This is a genomic window from Pseudomonas hunanensis (assembly GCF_013393325.1).
In the GTDB taxonomy this organism is placed as follows: Bacteria; Pseudomonadota; Gammaproteobacteria; order Pseudomonadales; family Pseudomonadaceae; genus Aquipseudomonas; species Aquipseudomonas putida_P.
Map to the genome: position 1 here is coordinate 318,996 of NZ_QJRC01000098.1, position 21,384 is coordinate 340,379.

At 62.0% G+C, this 21,384-nt stretch carries 19 protein-coding genes; 15 read left to right on the top strand and 4 right to left on the bottom strand.

Going from position 1 to position 21,384, the window contains the following annotated elements; all coding sequences use genetic code 11:
- Positions 1 to 55: 55 nt before the first annotated feature.
- The gene (locus DM807_RS23175) at positions 56 to 952 is read left to right on the top strand and encodes a LysR substrate-binding domain-containing protein (RefSeq protein WP_179027968.1); all 897 of its coding nucleotides are present in this window, start codon (positions 56 to 58) and stop codon (positions 950 to 952) included.
- A gap of 121 nt (positions 953 to 1,073) precedes the next feature.
- Positions 1,074 to 2,324 carry a 2-aminoadipate transaminase gene (locus tag DM807_RS23180; protein ID WP_179027969.1) on the top strand — a complete coding sequence of 417 codons (1,251 nt, stop codon included), beginning with the start codon at positions 1,074 to 1,076 and terminating at the stop codon, positions 2,322 to 2,324.
- A gap of 3 nt (positions 2,325 to 2,327) precedes the next feature.
- Here DM807_RS23180 and DM807_RS23185 read toward each other — a convergent pair whose 3' ends face one another.
- The gene (locus tag DM807_RS23185; protein WP_086978402.1) at positions 2,328 to 2,630 is read right to left on the bottom strand and encodes a hypothetical protein; all 303 of its coding nucleotides are present in this window, start codon (positions 2,628 to 2,630) and stop codon (positions 2,328 to 2,330) included.
- Positions 2,631 to 2,843: 213 nt separating this feature from the next.
- Here DM807_RS23185 and DM807_RS23190 point away from each other — a divergent pair, with 213 nt between their 5' ends.
- The 3 genes from DM807_RS23190 (at position 2,844) to fusA (ending at position 5,940) form a co-directional block, all read left to right on the top strand.
- Positions 2,844 to 3,206 carry a hypothetical protein gene (locus tag DM807_RS23190; protein ID WP_179027970.1) on the top strand — a complete coding sequence of 121 codons (363 nt, stop codon included), beginning with the start codon at positions 2,844 to 2,846 and terminating at the stop codon, positions 3,204 to 3,206.
- 114 nt (positions 3,207 to 3,320) lie between these two features.
- The gene (locus DM807_RS23195) at positions 3,321 to 3,746 is read left to right on the top strand and encodes a hypothetical protein (RefSeq protein WP_012273285.1); all 426 of its coding nucleotides are present in this window, start codon (positions 3,321 to 3,323) and stop codon (positions 3,744 to 3,746) included.
- 73 nt (positions 3,747 to 3,819) lie between these two features.
- The gene (fusA, locus tag DM807_RS23200; RefSeq protein WP_060492893.1) at positions 3,820 to 5,940 is read left to right on the top strand and encodes an elongation factor G; all 2,121 of its coding nucleotides are present in this window, start codon (positions 3,820 to 3,822) and stop codon (positions 5,938 to 5,940) included.
- 72 nt (positions 5,941 to 6,012) lie between these two features.
- On the opposite strand, the gene DM807_RS23205 is transcribed toward fusA, so the two are convergent.
- The gene (locus DM807_RS23205) at positions 6,013 to 7,455 is read right to left on the bottom strand and encodes a SulP family inorganic anion transporter (RefSeq protein WP_179027971.1); all 1,443 of its coding nucleotides are present in this window, start codon (positions 7,453 to 7,455) and stop codon (positions 6,013 to 6,015) included.
- 192 nt (positions 7,456 to 7,647) lie between these two features.
- Here DM807_RS23205 and DM807_RS23210 point away from each other — a divergent pair, with 192 nt between their 5' ends.
- A complete protein-coding gene (locus DM807_RS23210) occupies positions 7,648 to 8,448 on the top strand; it encodes a secretin N-terminal domain-containing protein (protein ID WP_171577256.1) in 801 nt (266 codons plus the stop codon).
- A 457-nt stretch (positions 8,449 to 8,905) separates the two neighbouring features.
- A complete protein-coding gene (gene aceA, locus DM807_RS23215) occupies positions 8,906 to 10,231 on the top strand; it encodes an isocitrate lyase (protein ID WP_012273289.1) in 1,326 nt (441 codons plus the stop codon).
- Positions 10,232 to 10,468: 237 nt separating this feature from the next.
- On the opposite strand, the gene DM807_RS23220 is transcribed toward aceA, so the two are convergent.
- Together DM807_RS23220 and DM807_RS23225 are read right to left on the bottom strand one after the other, a co-directional pair.
- Positions 10,469 to 10,732: a DUF3077 domain-containing protein gene (locus DM807_RS23220; RefSeq protein WP_012273290.1), complete on the bottom strand. Its 264-nt coding sequence runs from the start codon at positions 10,730 to 10,732 to the stop codon at positions 10,469 to 10,471.
- A gap of 155 nt (positions 10,733 to 10,887) precedes the next feature.
- Positions 10,888 to 11,130 carry a hypothetical protein gene (locus DM807_RS23225; RefSeq protein ID WP_012273291.1) on the bottom strand — a complete coding sequence of 81 codons (243 nt, stop codon included), beginning with the start codon at positions 11,128 to 11,130 and terminating at the stop codon, positions 10,888 to 10,890.
- A 523-nt stretch (positions 11,131 to 11,653) separates the two neighbouring features.
- Between DM807_RS23225 and DM807_RS23230 the strand changes: the two genes are divergently transcribed.
- The 8 genes from DM807_RS23230 (at position 11,654) to nuoH (ending at position 21,373) form a co-directional block, all read left to right on the top strand.
- Positions 11,654 to 12,316, top strand: coding sequence for a lysoplasmalogenase (locus DM807_RS23230; RefSeq protein ID WP_069942306.1), 663 nt, complete (start codon positions 11,654 to 11,656; stop codon positions 12,314 to 12,316).
- Positions 12,317 to 12,697: 381 nt separating this feature from the next.
- The gene (locus DM807_RS23235; RefSeq protein WP_003251427.1) at positions 12,698 to 13,111 is read left to right on the top strand and encodes an NADH-quinone oxidoreductase subunit A; all 414 of its coding nucleotides are present in this window, start codon (positions 12,698 to 12,700) and stop codon (positions 13,109 to 13,111) included.
- 10 nt (positions 13,112 to 13,121) lie between these two features.
- Positions 13,122 to 13,799: a NuoB/complex I 20 kDa subunit family protein gene (locus DM807_RS23240; protein ID WP_008096180.1), complete on the top strand. Its 678-nt coding sequence runs from the start codon at positions 13,122 to 13,124 to the stop codon at positions 13,797 to 13,799.
- Between the two features lie 79 nt (positions 13,800 to 13,878).
- A complete protein-coding gene (nuoC, locus tag DM807_RS23245; RefSeq protein WP_012273293.1) occupies positions 13,879 to 15,660 on the top strand; it encodes an NADH-quinone oxidoreductase subunit C/D in 1,782 nt (593 codons plus the stop codon).
- 2 nt (positions 15,661 to 15,662) lie between these two features.
- Positions 15,663 to 16,160 carry an NADH-quinone oxidoreductase subunit NuoE gene (nuoE, locus tag DM807_RS23250; protein ID WP_012273294.1) on the top strand — a complete coding sequence of 166 codons (498 nt, stop codon included), beginning with the start codon at positions 15,663 to 15,665 and terminating at the stop codon, positions 16,158 to 16,160.
- Entirely contained in the window at positions 16,157 to 17,521 is a 1,365-nt protein-coding gene (gene nuoF, locus DM807_RS23255) for an NADH-quinone oxidoreductase subunit NuoF (RefSeq protein ID WP_012273295.1), read from the top strand. The genes nuoE and nuoF overlap by 4 nt, the downstream gene beginning before the upstream one ends.
- Positions 17,522 to 17,654: 133 nt before the next feature.
- On the top strand, positions 17,655 to 20,369 hold the full coding sequence (gene nuoG / locus DM807_RS23260) for an NADH-quinone oxidoreductase subunit NuoG (RefSeq protein ID WP_012273296.1): 2,715 nt from the start codon (positions 17,655 to 17,657) through the stop codon (positions 20,367 to 20,369).
- Positions 20,366 to 21,373 carry an NADH-quinone oxidoreductase subunit NuoH gene (gene nuoH / locus DM807_RS23265; RefSeq protein ID WP_012273297.1) on the top strand — a complete coding sequence of 336 codons (1,008 nt, stop codon included), beginning with the start codon at positions 20,366 to 20,368 and terminating at the stop codon, positions 21,371 to 21,373. Before nuoG ends, nuoH begins: the two co-directional genes overlap by 4 nt.
- The last annotated feature ends 11 nt before the right edge of the window (positions 21,374 to 21,384 follow it).

A 21,384-nucleotide genomic window follows, 5' to 3' on the forward strand; every position in this document is an offset into this window, starting at 1 on the left:
ACATGATTCCGTTTTGGAATGAACTTCATCCTTTTTTGCTCGGTATTTGCCCGTCATGTCCAAACGCCTGATGCCTTCGACCACCGCCCTTCAGTGCTTCGAAGCGGCCGCCCGCCACCTCAGTTTCACCCGTGCGGCCCAGGAACTGCACCTGACCCAGAGCGCTGTCAGCAAGCAGGTGGCGCAGCTTGAGGCCATGCTTTCGCACTCGCTGTTTCAGCGCATTCGACGGCGCCTGCACCTGACCCCGGCCGGCGCGCTGTACCTCACCGAAGTGAACAAGATCCTCACCCAGATCGACATCTCCAGCCGCTACATCCTCAGCTACGGCGACGAAACCGAAGTGCTGCGCATCGCCACCCAACCCACCTTCGGCGCGCGCTGGCTGGTGCCCAAGCTCAAGGGTTTTGGCGACCGCTATCCACGCATTCACCTGGATGTACGCAATGAGTTGGAACCGTTCGACCTGGTACAGGCCAAGGCCGACATCGCCTTTTTCTTCGGTCAGGGCACCTGGCCTGGTGCAACCTGCATCGAGCTGTTCAGCGAAGAAGTGGTGCCCGTCTGCAGCCCACAGCTGCTGGCCAACCACCGATTCGACAGCGCCCAGGCGCTGACCGAGCACCGCCTGCTGCAGTGCGTGTCGCGGCCGGAAGCCTGGCATGAGTGGTTTCTGGGGCTGGGGCTGCACAGCCAGAACAGCTACCACGGGCCGCGCTTCGACACGTTCTACCTGTGCATCCGGGCGGCCATTGCCGGCTGCGGCATTGCCCTGATTCCACGCTACCTGGTGGCCGAAGAACTGAGCGAGGGCAAGCTGGTGGTGGCTTGGGACCACCCGGTGGCGAGCAATGGGAGGCACTTCATTGCCCATGCCGAGCATGCGGCCGAAGTGCCGAAGGTCAGGGCTTTTGTGCAGTGGATTCGCGAACGGGTGGCTGAGGGGGACTGATTCAACCGATACCGGCCAGATCACGAATCCAGGGAATGACCGCAATCGAATAATTCGTTTGCGAAATACCCCCCCGACACGCTTGGATAATAAGAAACTCGAACAAAGGTCCCGCGTGCCCATGAACCAGGAAAGTATCAGCCAATCCATCGCCATCGTTCACCCGATCACACTTTCCCATGGCCGCAATGCCGAAGTCTGGGACACCGACGGCAAACGCTATATCGACTTTGTCGGCGGTATCGGTGTACTCAACCTGGGCCACTGCAACCCGGCCGTGGTCGAGGCCATCCAGGCCCAGGCCACCCGCCTGACCCACTACGCCTTCAACGCGGCACCTCACGGCCCGTACCTGGCGTTGATGGAGCAGCTGAGCCAGTTCGTGCCCGTCAGCTACCCACTGGCCGGCATGCTCACCAACAGCGGCGCGGAAGCAGCGGAAAACGCCCTGAAAGTGGCCCGCGGCGCTACCGGCAAGCGCGCCATCATCGCCTTCGACGGTGGCTTCCATGGGCGCACCCTGGCCACCTTGAACCTCAACGGCAAAGTCGCCCCTTACAAGCAACGGGTCGGAGAACTGCCCGGGCCGGTGTACCACCTGCCCTACCCCAGCGCCGACACCGGGGTGACCTGCGAACAGGCACTCAAGGCCATGGACCGCCTGTTCAGCGTCGAGCTGGCCGTGGAAGACGTGGCAGCGTTCATCTTCGAACCGGTACAAGGCGAAGGCGGCTTCCTCGCCCTGGACCCGGTCTTTGCACAAGCCTTGCGCCGCTTCTGCGACGAACACGGTATCCTGATCATCATCGACGAGATTCAATCCGGCTTCGGCCGCACCGGCCAGCGCTTCGCCTTCCCACGGCTGGGCATCGAACCTGACCTGCTGCTGTTGGCCAAGAGCATTGCCGGTGGCATGCCGCTGGGCGCAGTGGTCGGGCGCAAGGAATTGATGGCAGCGCTGCCCAAAGGCGGCCTGGGCGGCACCTATTCGGGCAACCCGATTGCCTGTGCGGCGGCGTTGGCCAGCCTGGCGCAGATGACCGACGAGAACATCGCCACCTGGGGTGAGCGCCAGGAGCAGGCCATCGTCAGCCGCCACCAGCGCTGGAAGGCTTCGGGCCTGAGCCCCTACATCGGCCGCCTGACGGGCGTGGGCGCCATGCGCGGCATCGAATTCGTCAATGCCGACGGCAGCCCGGCGCCAGCGCAACTGGCCAAGGTAATGGAGTTGGCACGGGCCAAGGGCTTGCTGCTGATGCCTAGCGGCAAGGCGCGGCACATCATCCGCCTGCTGGCCCCGCTTACCATCGAGGCCGAGGTGCTCGAGGAAGGGCTGGATATCCTCGAGCAGTGCCTGATGGAACTGAACTGAGGCTTACAGGCCCAGTTCTTCGGGGGTAAGCATGTCGGACTCGAAGGCGATCCAGCCGCCTTCGAGTTCGGCGTGGCCGTTGACGATCGGGCCGTAGTAGGTCAGGCCGTTCTCCAGGGTCACGCAGATGTGCGTGGCCGGCTTCTCAGGGGCCGCGAGCGTACCGACGAAATGCACCTTCTTCAAGGTTTCGGTCACCGCTTCCAGGCCAACGCGCATCTTGGGGTTTTCCGATGCCTCGGTATCTCCGCCGCGGTCTTCGGCGCTGATGGTCACGGTGGCGGTGTACGGGTACTTGGTGCTCAAGCGGGGTTACCTCTGTGGGTGAGTCTGCGTATGGGCGCGTAGAGTATGGGAGTCTGAGGATGAATGCGAGAGCGGTGCCAACCCTCGCCTCTACCGCTCAAAAACCCACAAGCCAAGGACGCATTCCCTACAGGCACTATTGATAGCCCCTACAGCAATGAATGCGAGCGCCATTTAACGTGGCCACTCGCTTTCAATGCTGGATTTATTTCAATGCACAAACTACTGATTCTTAGCGCTTTTACTACACTGGCCTATGCTGGTGGCGCACTCGCTGACTCTTGCCCTAACGCATCTGACATCACCCAAAAACCCATGGGCCAAGGGTTCGCCTACACGGCACCGGGTGGCTGGAGTGGGGACAACCCAGTTGCAGATGAGGGCGACATCAAATCGTTCAAGTTCACCGCGGTCAAACTCAATACCGAGGTTGCCTTGTGCGACTTCGAGGGCAGTGGCCCGATGGCCGGTGTGCGCCTGGCACTGCGCGAAGCAAAGACGCCGGACCAAGGCGACTGGAAAGACGGGTTCTGTAAATCAGGCAGCAACAACCCTCAGGACTGCACGTTCAAGTAATGGCAGTTGGCGCTTGTAGCGCCACCCGCTGAGGCATTTGCGGCAGGCACAATGCGTAGCCAGCAATGACACTGACTGCTATTGTGCCTGCCGCATTACCTACGAGGACCTCACGTGAGCGCCGAAGAACCCCTGATCGCCGACCTGTTCGATGTCGACAAACGCCTGTCCCTCAAGCCTGTCGTGGACTTCAACAGTTACCTGCGCAACGCCTTCGGCGAAGGCCCGTGCCGCTGCCACCGCTGCCTTGAAGGTGCCGACCCAAGCACCTACAGCCACGCGCACGACTTCACCTTCGAGGGCCGCCAGTGGCACCGCCGCTTCGCCAGCACCGCCGGCAGCGACGTCGGCCAGGTGTTGAAAAAAGCATGGCTGTCCTACACCAAAGCCGACCTCAACCTGATCGGCGTGCTGGACCTGACCACCCTCAAGACCTTTACCGAAGACGCCCTGCACGCGCGCCTGCTGGCCTTGCTGCCGGCCAGCGGCCTGGCCCGTGAAGTGGATGGCCAATGGATGCTGCAAGCCCAGGCCGACTGACGGCCCGGCGGCACGGCAGGATTCCACCGGTCTGCTAACGTGGTGGAATCCGCCCATTCGCAGGTAGTCCGCCATGGCCCGCACAACGCCCATCGAGCTGTACCGCAATATCGGCATCGTCGCCCACGTGGACGCCGGCAAGACCACGACCACCGAGCGGATCCTGTTCTACACCGGGGTCAACCACAAGATGGGCGAGGTGCACGATGGCGCCGCGACCATGGACTGGATGGCCCAGGAGCAGGAGCGCGGCATTACCATCACCTCGGCGGCGACCACGGCCTTCTGGCAAGGCTCGACCAAGCAATTCCCCGACAAGTACCGCTTCAACATCATCGATACCCCCGGCCACGTCGACTTCACCATCGAGGTGGAGCGCTCGTTGCGCGTGCTCGATGGTGCGGTGGTGGTCTTCAGCGGTGCTGACGGGGTAGAGCCGCAGTCCGAGACAGTCTGGCGCCAGGCCAACAAATACCATGTGCCACGCCTGGCCTACATCAACAAGATGGACCGCCAGGGCGCCGACTTCCTGCGCGTGGTCAAACAGATCGACAAGCGCCTGGGGCACCACCCGGTGCCGATACAGCTCGCCATCGGCAGTGAAGAGAACTTCATTGGCCAGATCGACCTGGTGAAGATGAAGGCCATCTACTGGAACGATGACGACCATGGCACGAGTTATCGCGAAGAAGAGATCCCCGACGAGCTCAAGGCACTGGCCGACGAATGGCGCGCGCACATGCTCGAAGCGGCGGCCGAGGCCAATGACGAGCTGACCATGAAGTTTCTCGACGGCGAGGAACTTAGCATCGACGAGGTCAAGGCTGCCCTGCGCCAGCGTACTATCGCCAACGAAATCGTGCCGACCATCCTTGGTTCATCGTTCAAGAACAAGGGTGTGCCGCTGATGCTCGATGCCGTCATCGACTACCTGCCCGCCCCGTCCGAAATCCCGGCGATCAAAGGCACCGACCCGGATGACGAAGCAAAACACCTGGAGCGCCACGCCGACGACAAGGAACCATTTTCGGCATTGGCCTTCAAGATTGCCACCGACCCCTTTGTTGGCACCCTCACCTTCGCCCGCGTGTACTCCGGTGTGCTCAGTTCAGGCAACGCGGTACTCAACTCGGTCAAAGGCAAGAAGGAACGCATCGGCCGCATGGTACAGATGCACGCCAACCAGCGCGCCGAAATCAAGGACGTGTGCGCCGGCGACATCGCCGCACTGATCGGCATGAAGGATGTGACTACCGGCGACACCCTGTGCGACATCGACAAACCGATCATCCTGGAACGCATGGATTTCCCCGACCCCGTGATTTCCGTGGCCGTGGAACCGAAGACCAAGGCCGATCAGGAAAAAATGGGTATCGCCCTGGGCAAGCTGGCCCAGGAGGACCCATCGTTTCGCGTACGTACGGATGAAGAAACCGGTCAGACCATCATCTCCGGCATGGGCGAATTGCACCTGGACATCATCGTCGACCGCATGCGCCGCGAGTTCAATGTCGAAGCCAATATCGGCAAGCCGCAGGTGGCCTACCGCGAAAAAATCCGCAACACCTGCGAGATCGAGGGGCGCTTCGTCCGCCAGTCCGGCGGGCGCGGCCAATATGGCCACTGCTGGATCCGCTTTGCGCCTGGCGATGAGGGCAAGGAGGGCCTGGAATTCGTCAACGAGATTGTCGGCGGCGTAGTGCCGCGCGAGTACATCCCGGCAATCCAGAAAGGCATCGAAGAACAAATGAAAAACGGCGTACTTGCCGGTTACCCGCTGATCAACCTCAAGGCCGCGGTGTTCGACGGTTCCTATCACGACGTCGACTCCAACGAAATGGCCTACAAGATCGCCGCGTCGATGGCCACCAAGCAGCTGTCGCAGAAAGGCGGCGCGGTGCTGCTGGAGCCGGTGATGAAGGTCGAGGTGGTTACGCCCGAAGAGTATCAGGGGGACATCATGGGCGACCTGAGCCGCCGCCGAGGCATGATCCAGGACGGCGACGAGACGCCTGCAGGCAAGGTGATTCGCGCCGAAGTACCACTGGGGGAGATGTTCGGCTATGCCACCTCAATGCGCTCGATGACCCAAGGGCGCGCAAGCTACACGATGGAGTTCACCAAATACGCCGAGGCACCGGCAAACATTGTCGAGACGATCATCAGCAAGAGCCAGGGCAAAACCAAAACCTAACCCTCCGATGGCGCTCCAGTCCTCCAGTTTTCGCGAAACCCCTGGAGGGCTGGCCACCCAACCCTGCAAGCCTCAGTGCTGCTCGCCTGCCCGCTTCAACAGCTTCTTGCACCGCTCCGACAAATGCACCACCCGCAGTTGCTTGCCCGCTTTGGCATAGCGCTCACGCAGTGTTTTCAACGCCGCGATTGCCGAGTAGTCGACAAAGCTCAAATGCTGGCAGTCAAGCGTGACCTTGCCTGGGTCGTTGGCCGGGTCGAACTGGTTGAGGAACGGTGTGGTCGAGGCAAAGAACAGCGTGCCATGCACCTGGTAATGCTTGCCCCCTTCGCCATCCTCATGGCTGTCGGCATACAGCTCTCGCGCATGCTGCCAGGCAAAGTTCACCGCCGCGATGATGATACCGAACAGCACTGCCGTGGCCAGGTCGGTGAATACCGTGACCACGGTCACCGCAATGATCGCCAGCACATCGTTCACCGGCACCTTGTGGAGCACCCGCAGCGACGCCCAGGCGAAGGTCTGCTGAGCCACCACGAACATCACCCCCACCAGCGCCGCCAGCGGAATACGCTCGATCAGCGGCGACAGGAACAACACGAACAGCAAGATCATCACCCCGGCCACTACGCCCGACAACCGGCCACGGCCATTGGAGCTGAGGTTGATCACCGTCTGCCCGATCATCGCGCAGCCACCCATGCCACCGCACAGGCCCGAGACCATGTTGGCGGCACCCAATGCCACACACTCGCGGTCCGGAAAGCCACGGCTCTCGGTGATTTCATCGGTCAGGTTGAGGGTGAGCAGGGTTTCCAGCAGGCCGACCATGGCCATCAACACCGCGTAGGGGGCAATGACCTTCAGGGTGTGCAGATTCCAGGGCACATCCGGCAGCGCCAACCCTGGCAGGCCGCCGGCGATATGCGCCATGTCGCCCAGGGTACGGGTGGGCAGGCCCAACAGGTACACCAGCAGGCCGACACCGAGAATCGCCACCAGCGCCGGCGGCACCGCACGCGTCAGCCTGGGTAGCAGGTAGACCACCACCATGGTCAGTGCCACCAAACCGATCATCAAGTACAGCGGCGCGCCACTGAGCCAGTGATCGCCGTCCTTGAAATGCTCGAGCTGGGCCATGGCAATGACGATTGCCAGGCCGTTGACGAAGCCCAGCATGACAGGGTAAGGCACCAGGCGCACCAGCTTGCCCAGCCTCAACAGACCGAACAGGATCATCACCACGCCACCCAGCAGCACCGTGGCCAACAGGTATTGCACACCGTGCTGCACCACCAACGCGACGATCACCACCGCCATCGAGCCAGCGGCGCCGGAGATCATTCCGGGTCGACCGCCGAACAGCGCAGTCAGGGTACAGATGATGAACGCGCCATACAGGCCCATCAGCGGGTTGAGGTGGGCCACCAGGGCAAAAGCGATGCATTCGGGCACAAGGGCGAACGCGGTGGTCAGGCCGGCGAGCAGGTCGGCGCGTAGTCGGGCGGGCTTCATGGACATCCTGTGGTGCGGTCCGGGCGGACGTTACAAAAACGAGGGGCGCGATGTTACGGAATTTGTCTGACAGCGGCCACCGCTCTCGGCTTTGCAGCGTCAGGCACCCATGCTCGCCTGGCGCGCTGGGCAAACGTAGACAAAAGACAACTTGTGATCTGGAACCGGCACAACCCAGGCAAATTTGCCATCATGATCATTCCACCTGCGGAGATCATGGACATGCCGCTACGCCCCCTTTTCGCTTCCCTGCTGCTCGTTGCCAGCTACGCCGCCCAGGCCGCCACCGAGGTGGTGCCGCTGCAGCACCGCGCCAGCGCCGAACTGCTACCTGCCGCACAGGCATTCATCGGCAAGGACGGTACGGTCAGCGCCTTCGAGAACAAACTGATCGTCAACGCCAGCCCCGAGCGCATCGACGACCTGCGCGCCCTGCTGCAACAGCTGGACACCGCCCCCAAGCGCCTGCTGATCAGCGTCGACAACAACGACAGCAACTTCCAGGATAACCGTGGCAATGCACGCGTCATCCACTACGGCACCAGCAACCGCGACGGCGGCATGCAGCAAGTGCAAGCCAGCGAAGGCCAGCCAGCGCTGATCCAGGTTGGCCAGAGCATCCCGATCACCAGCACCAGCACCGACGGCTACGGGCGCATCCAGAGCAACACCGAATACCGCAACGTGACCCAAGGTTTCTACGTCACACCAAGCCTGAGCGGCGATACGGTTCGTCTGCAAATAAGCACCAATAACGACCGCATCAGCCAGGAACGTGCAGATGTAGTGAAAGTTCAAAGTACCGACACGACAGTCACCGGCAGGCTGGGTGAATGGATCACCCTGGCAGGCTACAACCAGCAGAGCCAAGCCGACCGGAGTACGTCAAGCCGTAGTTACAGCACCCAGCGCGGGGAAAACATGACATTACGTGTCAAAGTCGACCTTCTCGACGGATCCCAGGCAATTCAAGGCCTCGACCAAAGGCCTTGAAACTGACTGCCAAGTCGCATTAGACCAAAGATGTAGTAAGTAGAAAAAACCACTACAAAACATTTGACAGGGTCTTTTTCCCAAGGGCATGATGGCCTCGCTCCCGCTAATCAGGGGCCCTGGCAAGGGCCTTCGAGGCGTGCTCCTCCCCACCCCTGGAGGCGTCTCGTGTCTATACGGCCCACAAGGCGGTTCGACGGGATTGCGACTGCAACGAAGAAGTTGTCCCGAGGGACGGAAGCGCATCACCGCAGTACTGGCAATCGCGTAGCACCGCAGCAAGGCAACCACGAGCCGACCTGCCGGAGCACACCTTCGCCTGGCCTGCCCACCCTTCCCCTTCGAGCCTTCGCGTTCGCCGCCGCACTCCTGCGAACAGGACAGCCGCCAAGCGCCCTGATCTGCACCCGAGCATCAGCACAATTAACCCAAGATCGATGCGACGAGGTTTATTTCCATGGCACTGACACGCGAACAGCAAATTGCAGCCCTCGAGAAAGACTGGGCCGAGAACCCGCGCTGGAAAGGCGTGACCCGTACCTACACCGCCGCTGATGTCGTTCGCCTGCGTGGCTCCCTGCAGCCAGAGCACACCCTGGCCCGTCAGGGTGCAGAAAAACTGTGGAAGCTGGTCACCCAAGGTGCCCACCCATCCTTCCGCCCAGAAAAAGATTTCGTCAACTGCATGGGCGCCCTGACCGGTGGCCAGGCAGTGCAGCAGGTCAAGGCCGGCATCCAGGCCATCTACCTGTCCGGCTGGCAGGTTGCCGCCGACAACAACTCGGCCGAGTCGATGTACCCTGACCAGTCGTTGTACCCGGTCGACTCGGTACCGACCGTGGTCAAGCGCATCAACAACTCGTTCCGCCGCGCCGACCAGATCCAGTGGAAAGCCGGCAAGAACCCAGGCGACGAAGGCTACATCGACTACTTCGCACCAATCGTGGCCGACGCTGAAGCCGGTTTCGGCGGCGTACTGAACGCCTACGAGCTGATGAAGAACATGATCGAAGCAGGCGCCGCCGGCGTGCACTTCGAAGACCAGCTGGCCTCGGTGAAAAAATGCGGCCACATGGGCGGCAAGGTACTGGTACCCACCCAGGAAGCCGTACAGAAGCTGGTGGCCGCGCGCCTGGCAGCTGACGTGTCGGGCGTACCGACCATCATCCTGGCCCGCACCGACGCCAACGCCGCCGACCTGCTGACCAGCGACTGCGACCCGTACGACCAGCCGTTCGTGATTGGCGAGCGTACCCGTGAAGGCTTCTACAAGGTACGCGCCGGCCTCGACCAGGCAATTTCCCGCGGCCTGGCCTACGCGCCGTACGCCGACCTGATCTGGTGTGAAACCGCCAAGCCGGACCTGGACGAAGCCCGTCGCTTCGCCGAAGCGATCAAGAAGGAGTACCCGGACCAGATCCTGTCGTACAACTGCTCGCCGTCCTTCAACTGGAAGAAGAACCTGGACGATGCCACCATCGCCAAATTCCAGCGCGAGCTGTCGGCCATGGGCTACAAACACCAGTTCATCACCCTGGCTGGCATCCACAACATGTGGCACGGCATGTTCAACCTGGCGCACGACTACGCCCGCAACGACATGACCGCCTACGTGAAACTGCAAGAGCAGGAGTTCGCTGACGCCAGCAAAGGCTACACCTTCGTGGCGCACCAGCAGGAAGTGGGAACCGGCTACTTCGATGACATGACCACCGTGATTCAGGGTGGTGCTTCGTCGGTGACTGCACTGACCGGCTCGACCGAGGAAGAGCAGTTCCACTGATAGTGGCTTGCTGCTGAACAAAGGCCCAGGGCTCTCGCGAGCCTTGGGCCTTTCTTTTTGCCGATACCAGTCCGACCAGAAATACACGGAACCTGTAGGAGCGGCCTTGTGTCGCGAAAGGGCTGCGCAGCAGCCCCAGGGTTTCGGCGCAGATGCACAAATTGCTGGGGCTGCTACGCAGCCCTTTCGCGACACAAGGCCGCTCCTACAGGGGTGATCGTGCAGGCCTGCGGTATGTCAGTGCTTCATGCCCAGCTCTGCGTCATCCATCAGCGCCTTGGCCATTGCACTCAGGTAGTGAGCAGCCCAGATCATCATGGGCTTTTCCTCCATCAGGCCAGTGATGATCAGCTCACGGACATAGCCCATCAACTCCGACGACTGCTCACGGGCATCGCGGCAGGGAATGCCGGGTTCGATTCGGAACAGTGGGTGGGTGCCATTTTCGCCTTGATAGAAAGTGGTCTTGCCGACGGTGAGCTGGGTGTCTTCTGTTGTCATTGTTCAAACCCCTGAAAATTCTCTAATGCCTGGGCCGGCCCTTTCGCGGGCACGCCCGCTCCCACAGGTACTGTGCAAGTCTTGAAGCCTGTGGTGATCCTGTGGGAGCGGGCGTGCCCGCGAAGGGGCCGGCCCTCACAACACATTAAGCAGCCTTAGTGCGAAGTCCTGGGCTCTACGGGCATTTGCACCTGAACCAAGGCCGACTCCAGCAAAGCCCGCAGCGCCTCCAGTTCATGCATGGAGGTCATCATCAGGATCGAAGCCGGTGATCTGGGCTGAAGCAGCAACGCCTGATGCACCACGGTGGCCGCGCATAGTGCGTAGTCGGTAGCCTGGATCAGGGTGTCTTCGAGGGAATGGGGGTTGTGGGGTGGGTCGGGGACAATTTTCAGCATGACTCGCTCCTTTCTTTCCTGTTTGGCCGCCATCCGCCCGCTGTCAAACGGTTGGGTGGCAGCTATGCGCGGGTTGACAGACCGGTGGAAAGAAAGAAAGACCGGCGCACGCGAACGTGCCCACACGCACAGCCGCCATTGAGGCAAAGCGAGTGCACCTTCTTTCAATTCCAGCCTGTCAAAGCCGTGTCGTTGATGTGCAACGACAGGCCGAGACTAGAGCGCTGCCAGAGGGGCCGCAATGGAAAAAAGGCGGCAAGAGTATGTTTGGGAAATGACCTACAGGGAAGGGGTTAAATCCGACATTTCAGGTGTTCTGCGCCCGATAGCATCAGGGCGGCGAGGCGCCCGCCTTGATTGTTGCGGCGCTGCTCAAATCGAGCGCCGCCCGCGCGGCGCTCGTTCTCACAGGCGCTGCATTCCTTTCGCCAAGCCCATGGCAGCGCTAACACAATCCAAGGCATCTCCAGCAAATCCCAGGATCAGGTCTATGCTTGAGGCAGCACAGTAGCAAGGACCGCCCATGCCTCGTCCAAGCCACCTGATGATTCTCGCCCTGGCCGCCGCTGCCCTCTATCTATATGCACTGGCCAGTAACAATACCCTGCTCGCCCTGCTGGCCAAGCCCGTTCCCGTCCTGGCGCTTATCGCCTGGCTGCGCGGCGCCCCCGCCACACCGTATGGCAAGTGGATATCGATAGGCCTGGGTTTCTCGGTCATCGGCGACATACTGCTGGCTGTCCCCGCTGACCTGTTCGTGTTCGGCCTGGCCGCCTTCCTCTGTGCCCACCTGGCCTACCTGCGCGCCTATTGCGGCGTTACCCTGCGCCCTGCCCTGCCCGCACTGATAGCCAGCGCCATCACCGGCATCGTGCTGCTCGGCGTACTTGCCAGCCACGGCCTCGGCCCACTGCTGATCCCGGTCGCACTGTATGCCCTGGCCATCAGCGCCATGCTCTGGCGCGCCTTGGCATGTGGTGGAATGGCCGCGCTGGGGGCCTGCCTGTTCGTGCTCTCCGACAGCCTGATCGGCATCGACCGCTTCGTCAGCCCGTTCGCCGCCGCGCCCTACCTGATCATCCTCACCTACTGGCTCGGTCAGTGGGCGATTGCTTCATCAGCCAGTCATCGCTCAAACGATAAAGTATTGACCCAGAGCGGTGCGCACGACGCCAGCAGCTGCTAGAACAGGAGGCTTTCGCATTTGCAAGTAGAGGGAACTGCCAGATGAACTTTACAAGGCACAGTACAGCCAAATTAAAAGGCATCAGGCCAAATGATATTAATTATCATTCCGAAACTTGTAATTCGTTACCAGTCGCAAGAAACATAATTAACAAAAGCGCACGCAATGCCCGAATATCAAGGCTTTCAGCCAGTTACACGCGTGTTTTGTTCTTAATCCTACGAATAAATTTGCGACAGAAATTTTACTTGCACCGGGTTTACCCATAAAATCAGCGCGATTGATTCAGCTGCGACATTTGGTCACTGCACCTGCGACACCACGTCGCCGCTTTACTTATTTCAGACTGCAGAGCTGGGTCTCTGTATAAGGATCTCTAGCATGTCCGATTCGGCAGGACTCATCGCCCACAACTGGGGCTTTGCCATCTTCCTCCTGGGTGTCGTCGGCCTGTGTGCCTTCATGCTCGGCCTGTCCAGCCTGCTCGGTAGCAAGGCCTGGGGCCGCGCCAAGAACGAACCCTTCGAATCCGGCATGCTGCCCGTCGGCAGCGCCCGCCTGCGCCTGTCCGCCAAATTCTATCTGGTCGCGATGCTGTTCGTGATCTTCGATATCGAAGCCCTCTTTCTCTTTGCATGGTCTGTGTCCGTCCGCGAAAGCGGCTGGACCGGGTTCGTCGAAGCTCTCGTTTTCATAGCAATTCTGTTGGCAGGTCTTGTCTACCTATGGCGCGTCGGTGCTCTTGATTGGGCTCCCGAAGGTCGCCGCAAGCGGCAAGCGAAGCTGAAACAATGAGGCTTTGGCAATGCAATACAATCTCACCAGAATCGATCCGGATGCGCCTAACGAGCAGTACCCGGTAGGTGAACGGGAAACCGTCACCGACCAACTGCTGGAGGACCAGGTCCACAAGAACATCTACATGGGGAAACTCGAAGATGTGCTGCGTGGCGCGGTCAACTGGGGTCGCAAGAACTCCCTCTGGCCGTACAACTTCGGCCTGTCCTGCTGCTACGTGGAAATGACCACGGCCTTCACGGCACCCCACGACATCGCCCGCTTCGGCGCCGAAGTCATCCGGGCCTCGCCGCGTCAGGCCGACTTCATGGTCATCGCCGGTACCTGCTTCGTCAAAATGGCGCCGATCATTCAGCGCCTGTATGAGCAGATGCTCGAGCCGAAGTGGGTCATCTCCATGGGTTCGTGCGCCAACTCCGGCGGCATGTACGACATCTACTCGGTCGTTCAGGGGGTCGACAAGTTCCTCCCCGTGGACGTCTATGTGCCTGGCTGCCCGCCACGCCCTGAGGCTTTCCTGCAAGGCTTGATGCTGTTGCAGGAGTCGATCGGCCAAGAACGACGCCCGCTTTCCTGGGTTGTTGGTGATCAAGGTATTTACCGTGCCGAGATGCCAGCCCAGAAAGACCTGCGTCGTGAGCAGCGCATTGCAGTAACCAACCTGCGCAGCCCCGACGAAGTCTGATCCAGCGACCTGCCGCCCGCTCCCGAGGGAGCCGGCGGCCTGGCTTCATTCTTAACGTTGACCCAAAGCGACCGAGACCATGACAGCGGACAACGCTATTTTCATTCCGCCCTACAAGGCTGACGACCAAGATGTGGTCGTCGAACTGAACAACCGTTTTGGCGCCGAAGCATTCGTCGCCCAGGAAACCCGCACCGGCATGCCCGTGCTGTGGGTCAAACGCGCCCAGCTCAAAGAGGTGCTCAGCTTCCTGCGCGGTGTCGCCAAGCCTTACAGCATGCTGTACGACCTGCACGGCGTGGACGAACGCCTGCGCACCCAGCGCCGTGGCCTGCCGGCCGCCGACTTCAGCGTGTTCTACCACCTGTTGTCGGTCGAGCGTAACAGCGACGTGATGATCAAGGTGTCGCTCAGCGAAGGCGACCTGAACCTGCCGACCGTGACCGGTATCTGGCCAAACGCCAACTGGTACGAGCGCGAAGTGTGGGACATGTTCGGCATCGACTTTGCCGGCCACCCGCACCTCAGCCGCATCATGATGCCGCCGACCTGGGAAGGTCACCCGCTGCGCAAGGACTACCCTGCCCGCGCCACCGAGTTCGACCCCTACAGCCTGACCCTGGCCAAGCAGCAGCTTGAAGAGGAATCGGCGCGTTTCAACCCGGAAGCCTGGGGCATGAAGCGTCAGGGCGCCAACGAGGACTACATGTTCCTCAACCTCGGCCCCAACCACCCCTCGGCGCACGGTGCGTTCCGTATCGTCCTGCAGCTGGACGGTGAAGAGATCGTCGACTGCGTACCGGACATCGGCTACCACCACCGTGGCGCCGAGAAAATGGCCGAGCGCCAGTCCTGGCACAGTTTCATCCCCTACACCGACCGCATCGACTACCTCGGCGGGGTGATGAACAACCTGCCGTACGTACTGGCAGTGGAAAAACTCGCCGGCATCAAAGTGCCGCAAAAAGTCGACGTGATTCGCATCATGCTCGCCGAGTTCTTCCGCATCACCAGCCACCTGCTGTTCCTGGGTACCTATATCCAGGACGTGGGCGCCATGACCCCGGTATTCTTCACCTTCACCGACCGCCAGCGCGCCTACACCGTGATCGAAGCGATCACCGGTTTCCGCCTGCACCCGGCCTGGTACCGCATCGGTGGCGTCGCCCACGACCTGCCACGCGGCTGGGACAAGCTGGTCAAGGACTTCGTCGAATGGCTGCCCAAGCGCCTCGACGAATACACCAAGGCTGCCCTGCAGAACAGCATCCTCAAGGGCCGTACCATTGGCGTTGCCGCGTACAACACCAAAGAAGCGCTGGAATGGGGCACCACCGGTGCCGGCCTGCGCTCCACCGGTTGCGACTTCGACCTGCGTAAAGCCCGCCCGTACTCCGGCTACGAGAACTTCGAGTTCGAAGTACCGCTGGCCCACAACGGCGATGCCTACGATCGCTGCATGGTCCGTGTCGAGGAGATGCGCCAGAGTATCCGCATCATCGACCAGTGCCTGCGCAACATGCCGGAAGGCCCGTACAAGGCGGATCACCCGCTGACCACGCCGCCGCCGAAAGAGCGCACTCTGCAGCACATCGAAACCTTGATCACGCACTTCCTGCAAGTCTCGTGGGGCCCAGTCATGCCGGCCAACGAGTCGTTCCAGATGATCGAGGCGACCAAGGGCATCAACAGTTACTACCTGACGAGCGATGGCGGCACCATGAGCTACCGCACCCGGATCCGTACCCCGAGCTACCCGCACCTGCAGCAGATCCCTTCGGTGATCAAAGGCAGCATGGTCGCCGACCTCATTGCGTACCTGGGCAGTATCGACTTCGTTATGGCTGACGTGGACCGCTAAGCATGAACAGCACGCTTATCCAGACAGACCGTTTCGCCCTGAGCGAAACAGAGCGCTCGGCCATCGAGCACGAGATGCATCACTACGAGGACCCGCGCGCGGCGTCCATCGAAGCCCTGAAGATCGTCCAGAAAGAACGTGGCTGGGTGCCGGACGGCGCCATCCACGCCATCGGCGAAGTGCTGGGCATCCCGGCCAGCGACGTCGAGGGCGTGGCCACCTTCTACAGCCAGATCTTCCGCCAGCCGGTCGGCCGCCACATCATCCGTGTGTGCGACAGCATGGTCTGCTACATCGGCGGCCACGAGTCGGTCGTCAGCCAGATCCAGAGCGAGCTGGGCATCGGCCTCGGCCAGACTACCGCCGACGGCCGCTTCACCCTGCTGCCAGTGTGCTGCCTGGGCAACTGCGACAAGGCCCCGGCGCTGATGATCGACGATGACACCTTTGGCGACGTGCAGCCCGCTGGCGTCACCAAACTGCTGGAGGGTTACGTATGACCATCACTTCCTTCGGCCCGGCCAACCGCATCGCGCGTTCGGCCGAAACTCATCCGCTGACCTGGCGCCTGCGTGACGATGGCGAGCCAGTATGGCTGGCCGAGTACGAATCGAAAAACGGCTACGCCGCAGCCCGCAAGGCGCTGGCGCAGATGTCGCAGGACGATATCGTGCAAGCGGTCAAGGACTCCGGCCTCAAGGGCCGTGGTGGCGCAGGCTTCCCCACGGGTGTGAAGTGGGGCCTGATGCCCAAAGACGAATCCATGAACATCCGCTACCTGCTGTGCAACGCGGACGAAATGGAGCCCAACACCTGGAAGGACCGCATGCTGATGGAGCAACAGCCCCATCTGCTGGTCGAGGGCATGCTGATCAGCGCCCGCGCCCTGAAGGCCTACCGTGGCTACATCTTCCTGCGTGGCGAATACACCACCGCAGCGAAAAACCTCAACCGTGCCATCGATGAAGCCAAGGCCGCAGGCCTCTTGGGCAAGAACATCCTGGGCTCTGGTTTCGATTTCGAGCTGTTCGTGCACACCGGTGCCGGCCGCTACATCTGCGGTGAAGAAACCGCGCTGATCAACTCGCTGGAAGGCCGCCGCGCCAACCCGCGTTCCAAGCCGCCCTTCCCTGCCGCCGTGGGCGTATGGGGCAAGCCGACGTGCGTGAACAACGTCGAAACCCTGTGCAACGTGCCGGCCATCGTCGCCAATGGCAACGACTGGTACAAGTCGCTGGCCCGTGAAGGCAGCGAAGACCACGGTACCAAGCTGATGGGCTTCTCCGGCAAGGTGAAGAACCCAGGCCTGTGGGAATTGCCATTCGGCGTCACCGCTCGCGAGTTGTTCGAAGACTACGCCGGCGGCATGCGCGACGGCTTCAAGCTCAAGTGCTGGCAGCCAGGCGGCGCCGGTACTGGCTTCCTGCTGCCCGAGCACCTCGACGCACAAATGTACGCCGGCGGCATCGCCAAGGTCGGCACCCGTATGGGTACTGGCTTGGCCATGGCGGTGGACGACAGCATCAACATGGTTTCGCTGCTGCGCAACATGGAAGAGTTCTTCGCCCGTGAGTCGTGCGGCTGGTGCACACCCTGCCGTGACGGCCTGCCGTGGAGCGTGAAGATGCTGCGTGCGCTGGAGAAAGGTCAGGGCCGCGCCGAAGACATCGAGACACTGCTGGGGCTGGTCAACTTCCTCGGCCCTGGCCGTACCTTCTGTGCTCACGCACCAGGTGCCGTCGAGCCGCTGGGCAGTGCCATCAAATACTTCCGGTCCGAGTTCGAAGCCGGTGTCGCGCCAGCCTCCGCTGGTGACACCCTGCGCCCTAACCTGGCCAAGCCGATCGTGGTCGGCGCATAACAAGATGATTAGGCGGGTGGTCCGTGCCACTCGCCAGCTTGCCGGCAGGCCCGATTCATTCGCGGCGTGTCGCAAGCTCACCGATTTCCATTAGCCACGCCCGCTCACGCGGGCCAACGAAGAACTTTGAACAATGGCCACTATCCACGTAGACGGCAAAGCGCTCGAAGTCAACGGTGCAGACAACCTGTTACAGGCATGTCTGTCGCTAGGCCTCGACATCCCTTATTTCTGCTGGCACCCGGCGCTCGGTAGCGTTGGCGCCTGCCGGCAGTGCGCGGTCAAGCAGTACACCGACGAGAACGACACCCGTGGTCGTATCGTCATGTCCTGCATGACCCCTGCTTCCGACGGCACCTGGATCTCCATCGAAGACGAAGAATCCAAGGCGTTTCGCGCCAGCGTCGTCGAATGGCTGATGACCAACCACCCGCACGACTGCCCAGTGTGCGAGGAAGGCGGTCACTGCCACCTGCAGGACATGACGGTAATGACCGGCCACAACGAGCGCCGCTACCGTTTCACCAAGCGTACCCACCAGAACCAGGACCTCGGCCCGTTCATCGCCCATGAGATGAACCGCTGCATCGCCTGCTACCGCTGCGTGCGCTACTACAAGGACTACGCCGGTGGCACCGACCTGGGCGTATACGGCGCCCACGACAACGTGTACTTCGGCCGCGTCGAAGACGGCGTGCTGGAAAGCGAATTCTCCGGCAACCTGACCGAGGTCTGCCCAACCGGCGTGTTCACCGACAAGACCCACTCCGAGCGCTACAACCGCAAGTGGGACATGCAGTTCGCCCCAAGCATCTGCCATGGCTGCTCCAGCGGCTGCAACATCAGCCCGGGTGAACGCTACGGCGAGCTGCGCCGTATCGAAAACCGCTTCAACGGCTCGGTCAACCAGTACTTCCTGTGCGACCGTGGCCGCTTCGGCTACGGCTATGTCAACCGCAAGGACCGCCCACGCCAGCCACACCTGGCCGATGGCACCAAGCTGGGCCTGGACGCCGCCCTGGACAAAGCCGCCGACCTGCTGCGCGGCCGCACCATCGTTGGTATCGGCTCGCCACGCGCCAGCCTCGAAAGCAACTACGGCCTGCGTGAGCTGGTCGGCGCCGAGTACTTCTACTCCGGCATGGAAGCTGGCGAACTGGCACGCGTACGCCTGGCCCTGAACGTGCTGAACAACAGCCCGCTGCCAGTGCCGACCCTGCGCGACATCGAAGATCACGACGCGGTGTTCGTGCTCGGTGAAGACCTGACCCAGACCGCTGCCCGCGTTGCCCTGGCCGTGCGCCAGGCCACCAAAGGCAAGGCCGAGGCCATGGCCGAAGCCATGAAGGTCCAGCCTTGGCTCGACGCTGCGGTCAAGAACATCGGCCAGCACGCACTGTACCCGCTGTTCATCGCCTCCCTGGCTGAAACCAAGCTCGACGACGTCGCCGAAGAGTGCGTACACGCAGCCCCGGCCGACCTCGCCCGCATCGGTTTCGCCGTGGCCCACGCCATCGACCCGAGCGCACCGGCAGTCGCCGGCCTGGACGACGAAGCCAAGGCCCTGGCCCAGCGCATCGCCGACGCCCTGGTGGCCGCCAAGCGCCCACTGGTGGTTGCCGGTACTTCCCTGGCCGACCCGGCGCTGATCGAAGCCGCCGCCAACATCGCCAAGGCCCTGAAGCTGCGCGAGAAAAACGGCTCGCTGAGCCTGGTGGTGCCTGAGGCCAACAGCATCGGCCTGGCCATGCTTGGTGGCGAGTCCGTCGATGCTGCCCTGGATGCGGTCATCAGCGGCAAGGCCGACGCCATCGTCGTGCTGGAAAACGACCTGTACGCCCGCGTACCGGCCGCCAAGGTTGACGCAGCCCTGGCTGCGGCCAAGGTGGTGATCGTTGCCGACCACTCGAAAACCCCGACTGTCGACCGCGCCCACCTGGTGCTGCCGGCCGCCTCGTTCGCCGAAGGCGACGGCACCCTGGTCAGCCAGGAAGGCCGTGCCCAGCGCTTCTTCCAGGTGTTCGACCCGCAGTACCTGGACAGCAGCATCCAGATCCACGAAGGCTGGCGCTGGATGCACGCCCTGCGTGCCACCCTGCTGAACAAGCCGGTCGACTGGACCCAGCTGGACCACGTTACCAGCGCCTGCGCCGAAGCCGCCCCGCAACTGGCCGGCATCGTCAACGCCGCACCAAGCGCCGCATTCCGCATCAAGGGCATGAAACTGGCCCGTGAGCCGCTGCGCTACTCCGGTCGTACCGCCATGCGCGCCAACATCAGCGTGCACGAGCCACGTACCCCGCAAGACAAGGACACCGCGTTCGCCTTCTCCATGGAAGGCTACTCGGGCTCGGCCGAACCGCGCCAGCAGGTGCCGTTCGCCTGGTCGCCGGGCTGGAACTCGCCGCAAGCCTGGAACAAGTTCCAGGACGAAGTCGGTGGCCACCTGCGCGCCGGTGACCCAGGTGTGCGCCTGATCGAATCGCAAGGCGACCGTCTGAACTGGTTCAACGCCATTCCGGGTGCTTTCAACCCGGCCCGTGGCACCTGGACTGCCGTGCCGTTCTTCCACCTGTTCGGCAGCGAAGAAAGCTCGTCGCGCGCCGCCCCGGTGCAACAGCGCATCCCGGCTGCCTACGTGGCCCTGGCCAAGTCCGAAGCCGACCGCCTGGGTGTCAACGACGGCGCGATGCTGAGCCTGAACGTGGCCGGTGTGGCCCTGCGCCTGCCGCTGCGTATCAATGAAGAGCTGGGCGCTGGCCTGGTCGCGTTGCCGAAAGGCCTGGCCGGCATCCCGCCTGCCATCTTCGGTGCATCCGTCGAAGGCCTGCAGGAGGCAGCACAATGAGCTGGTTCACCCCCGAAGTGATCGATGTGATCATCCAGGTCGTCAAGGCTATCGTGGTGCTGCTGGCCGTGGTGGTCTGCGGCGCCCTGCTCAGCTTCGTCGAGCGCCGCCTGCTGGGCTGGTGGCAGGACCGCTACGGTCCGAACCGTGTCGGCCCGTTCGGCATGTTCCAGATCGCCGCCGACATGCTGAAGATGTTCTTCAAGGAAGACTGGAACCCGCCCTTCGTCGACAAGATGATCTTCACCCTGGCGCCGGTCGTGGCCATGAGCGCCCTGCTGATCGGCTTCTCGATCATCCCGATCACACCGGGCTGGGGCGTTGCCGACCTGAACATCGGCCTGCTGTTCTTCTTCGCCATGGCCGGCCTGTCGGTCTACGCGGTGCTGTTCGCTGGCTGGTCGTCGAACAACAAGTACGCCCTGCTGGGCAGCTTGCGTGCTTCGGCACAGACCGTGTCGTACGAAGTGTTCCTGGGCCTGGCGCTGATGGGCGTGGTGGTACAGGTAGGCTCCTTCAACATGCGCGACATCGTCGAGTACCAGGCGCAGAACCTGTGGTTCATCATTCCGCAGTTCTTCGGCTTCTGCACCTTCTTCATCGCTGGCGTCGCCGTGACTCACCGTCACCCGTTCGACCAGCCGGAAGCAGAACAGGAACTGGCCGACGGCTACCACATCGAGTATGCCGGCATGAAATGGGGCATGTTCTTCGTCGGTGAGTACATCGGCATCATCCTCATCTCGGCGCTGCTGGTAACCCTGTTCTTCGGTGGCTGGCACGGCCCGTTCGGCATTCTGCCGCAAGTGCCGTTCCTGTGGTTCGCCTTGAAGACCGCGTTCTTCATCATGCTGTTCATCCTGCTGCGCGCCTCGATCCCGCGCCCGCGCTATGACCAGGTGATGGACTTCAGCTGGAAGTTCTGCCTGCCGCTGACCCTGATCAATTTGCTGGTGACCGCTGCGATCGTGCTCTACAACACGCCAGCCGTCGCGGCCCAGTGAGGATTTGACCC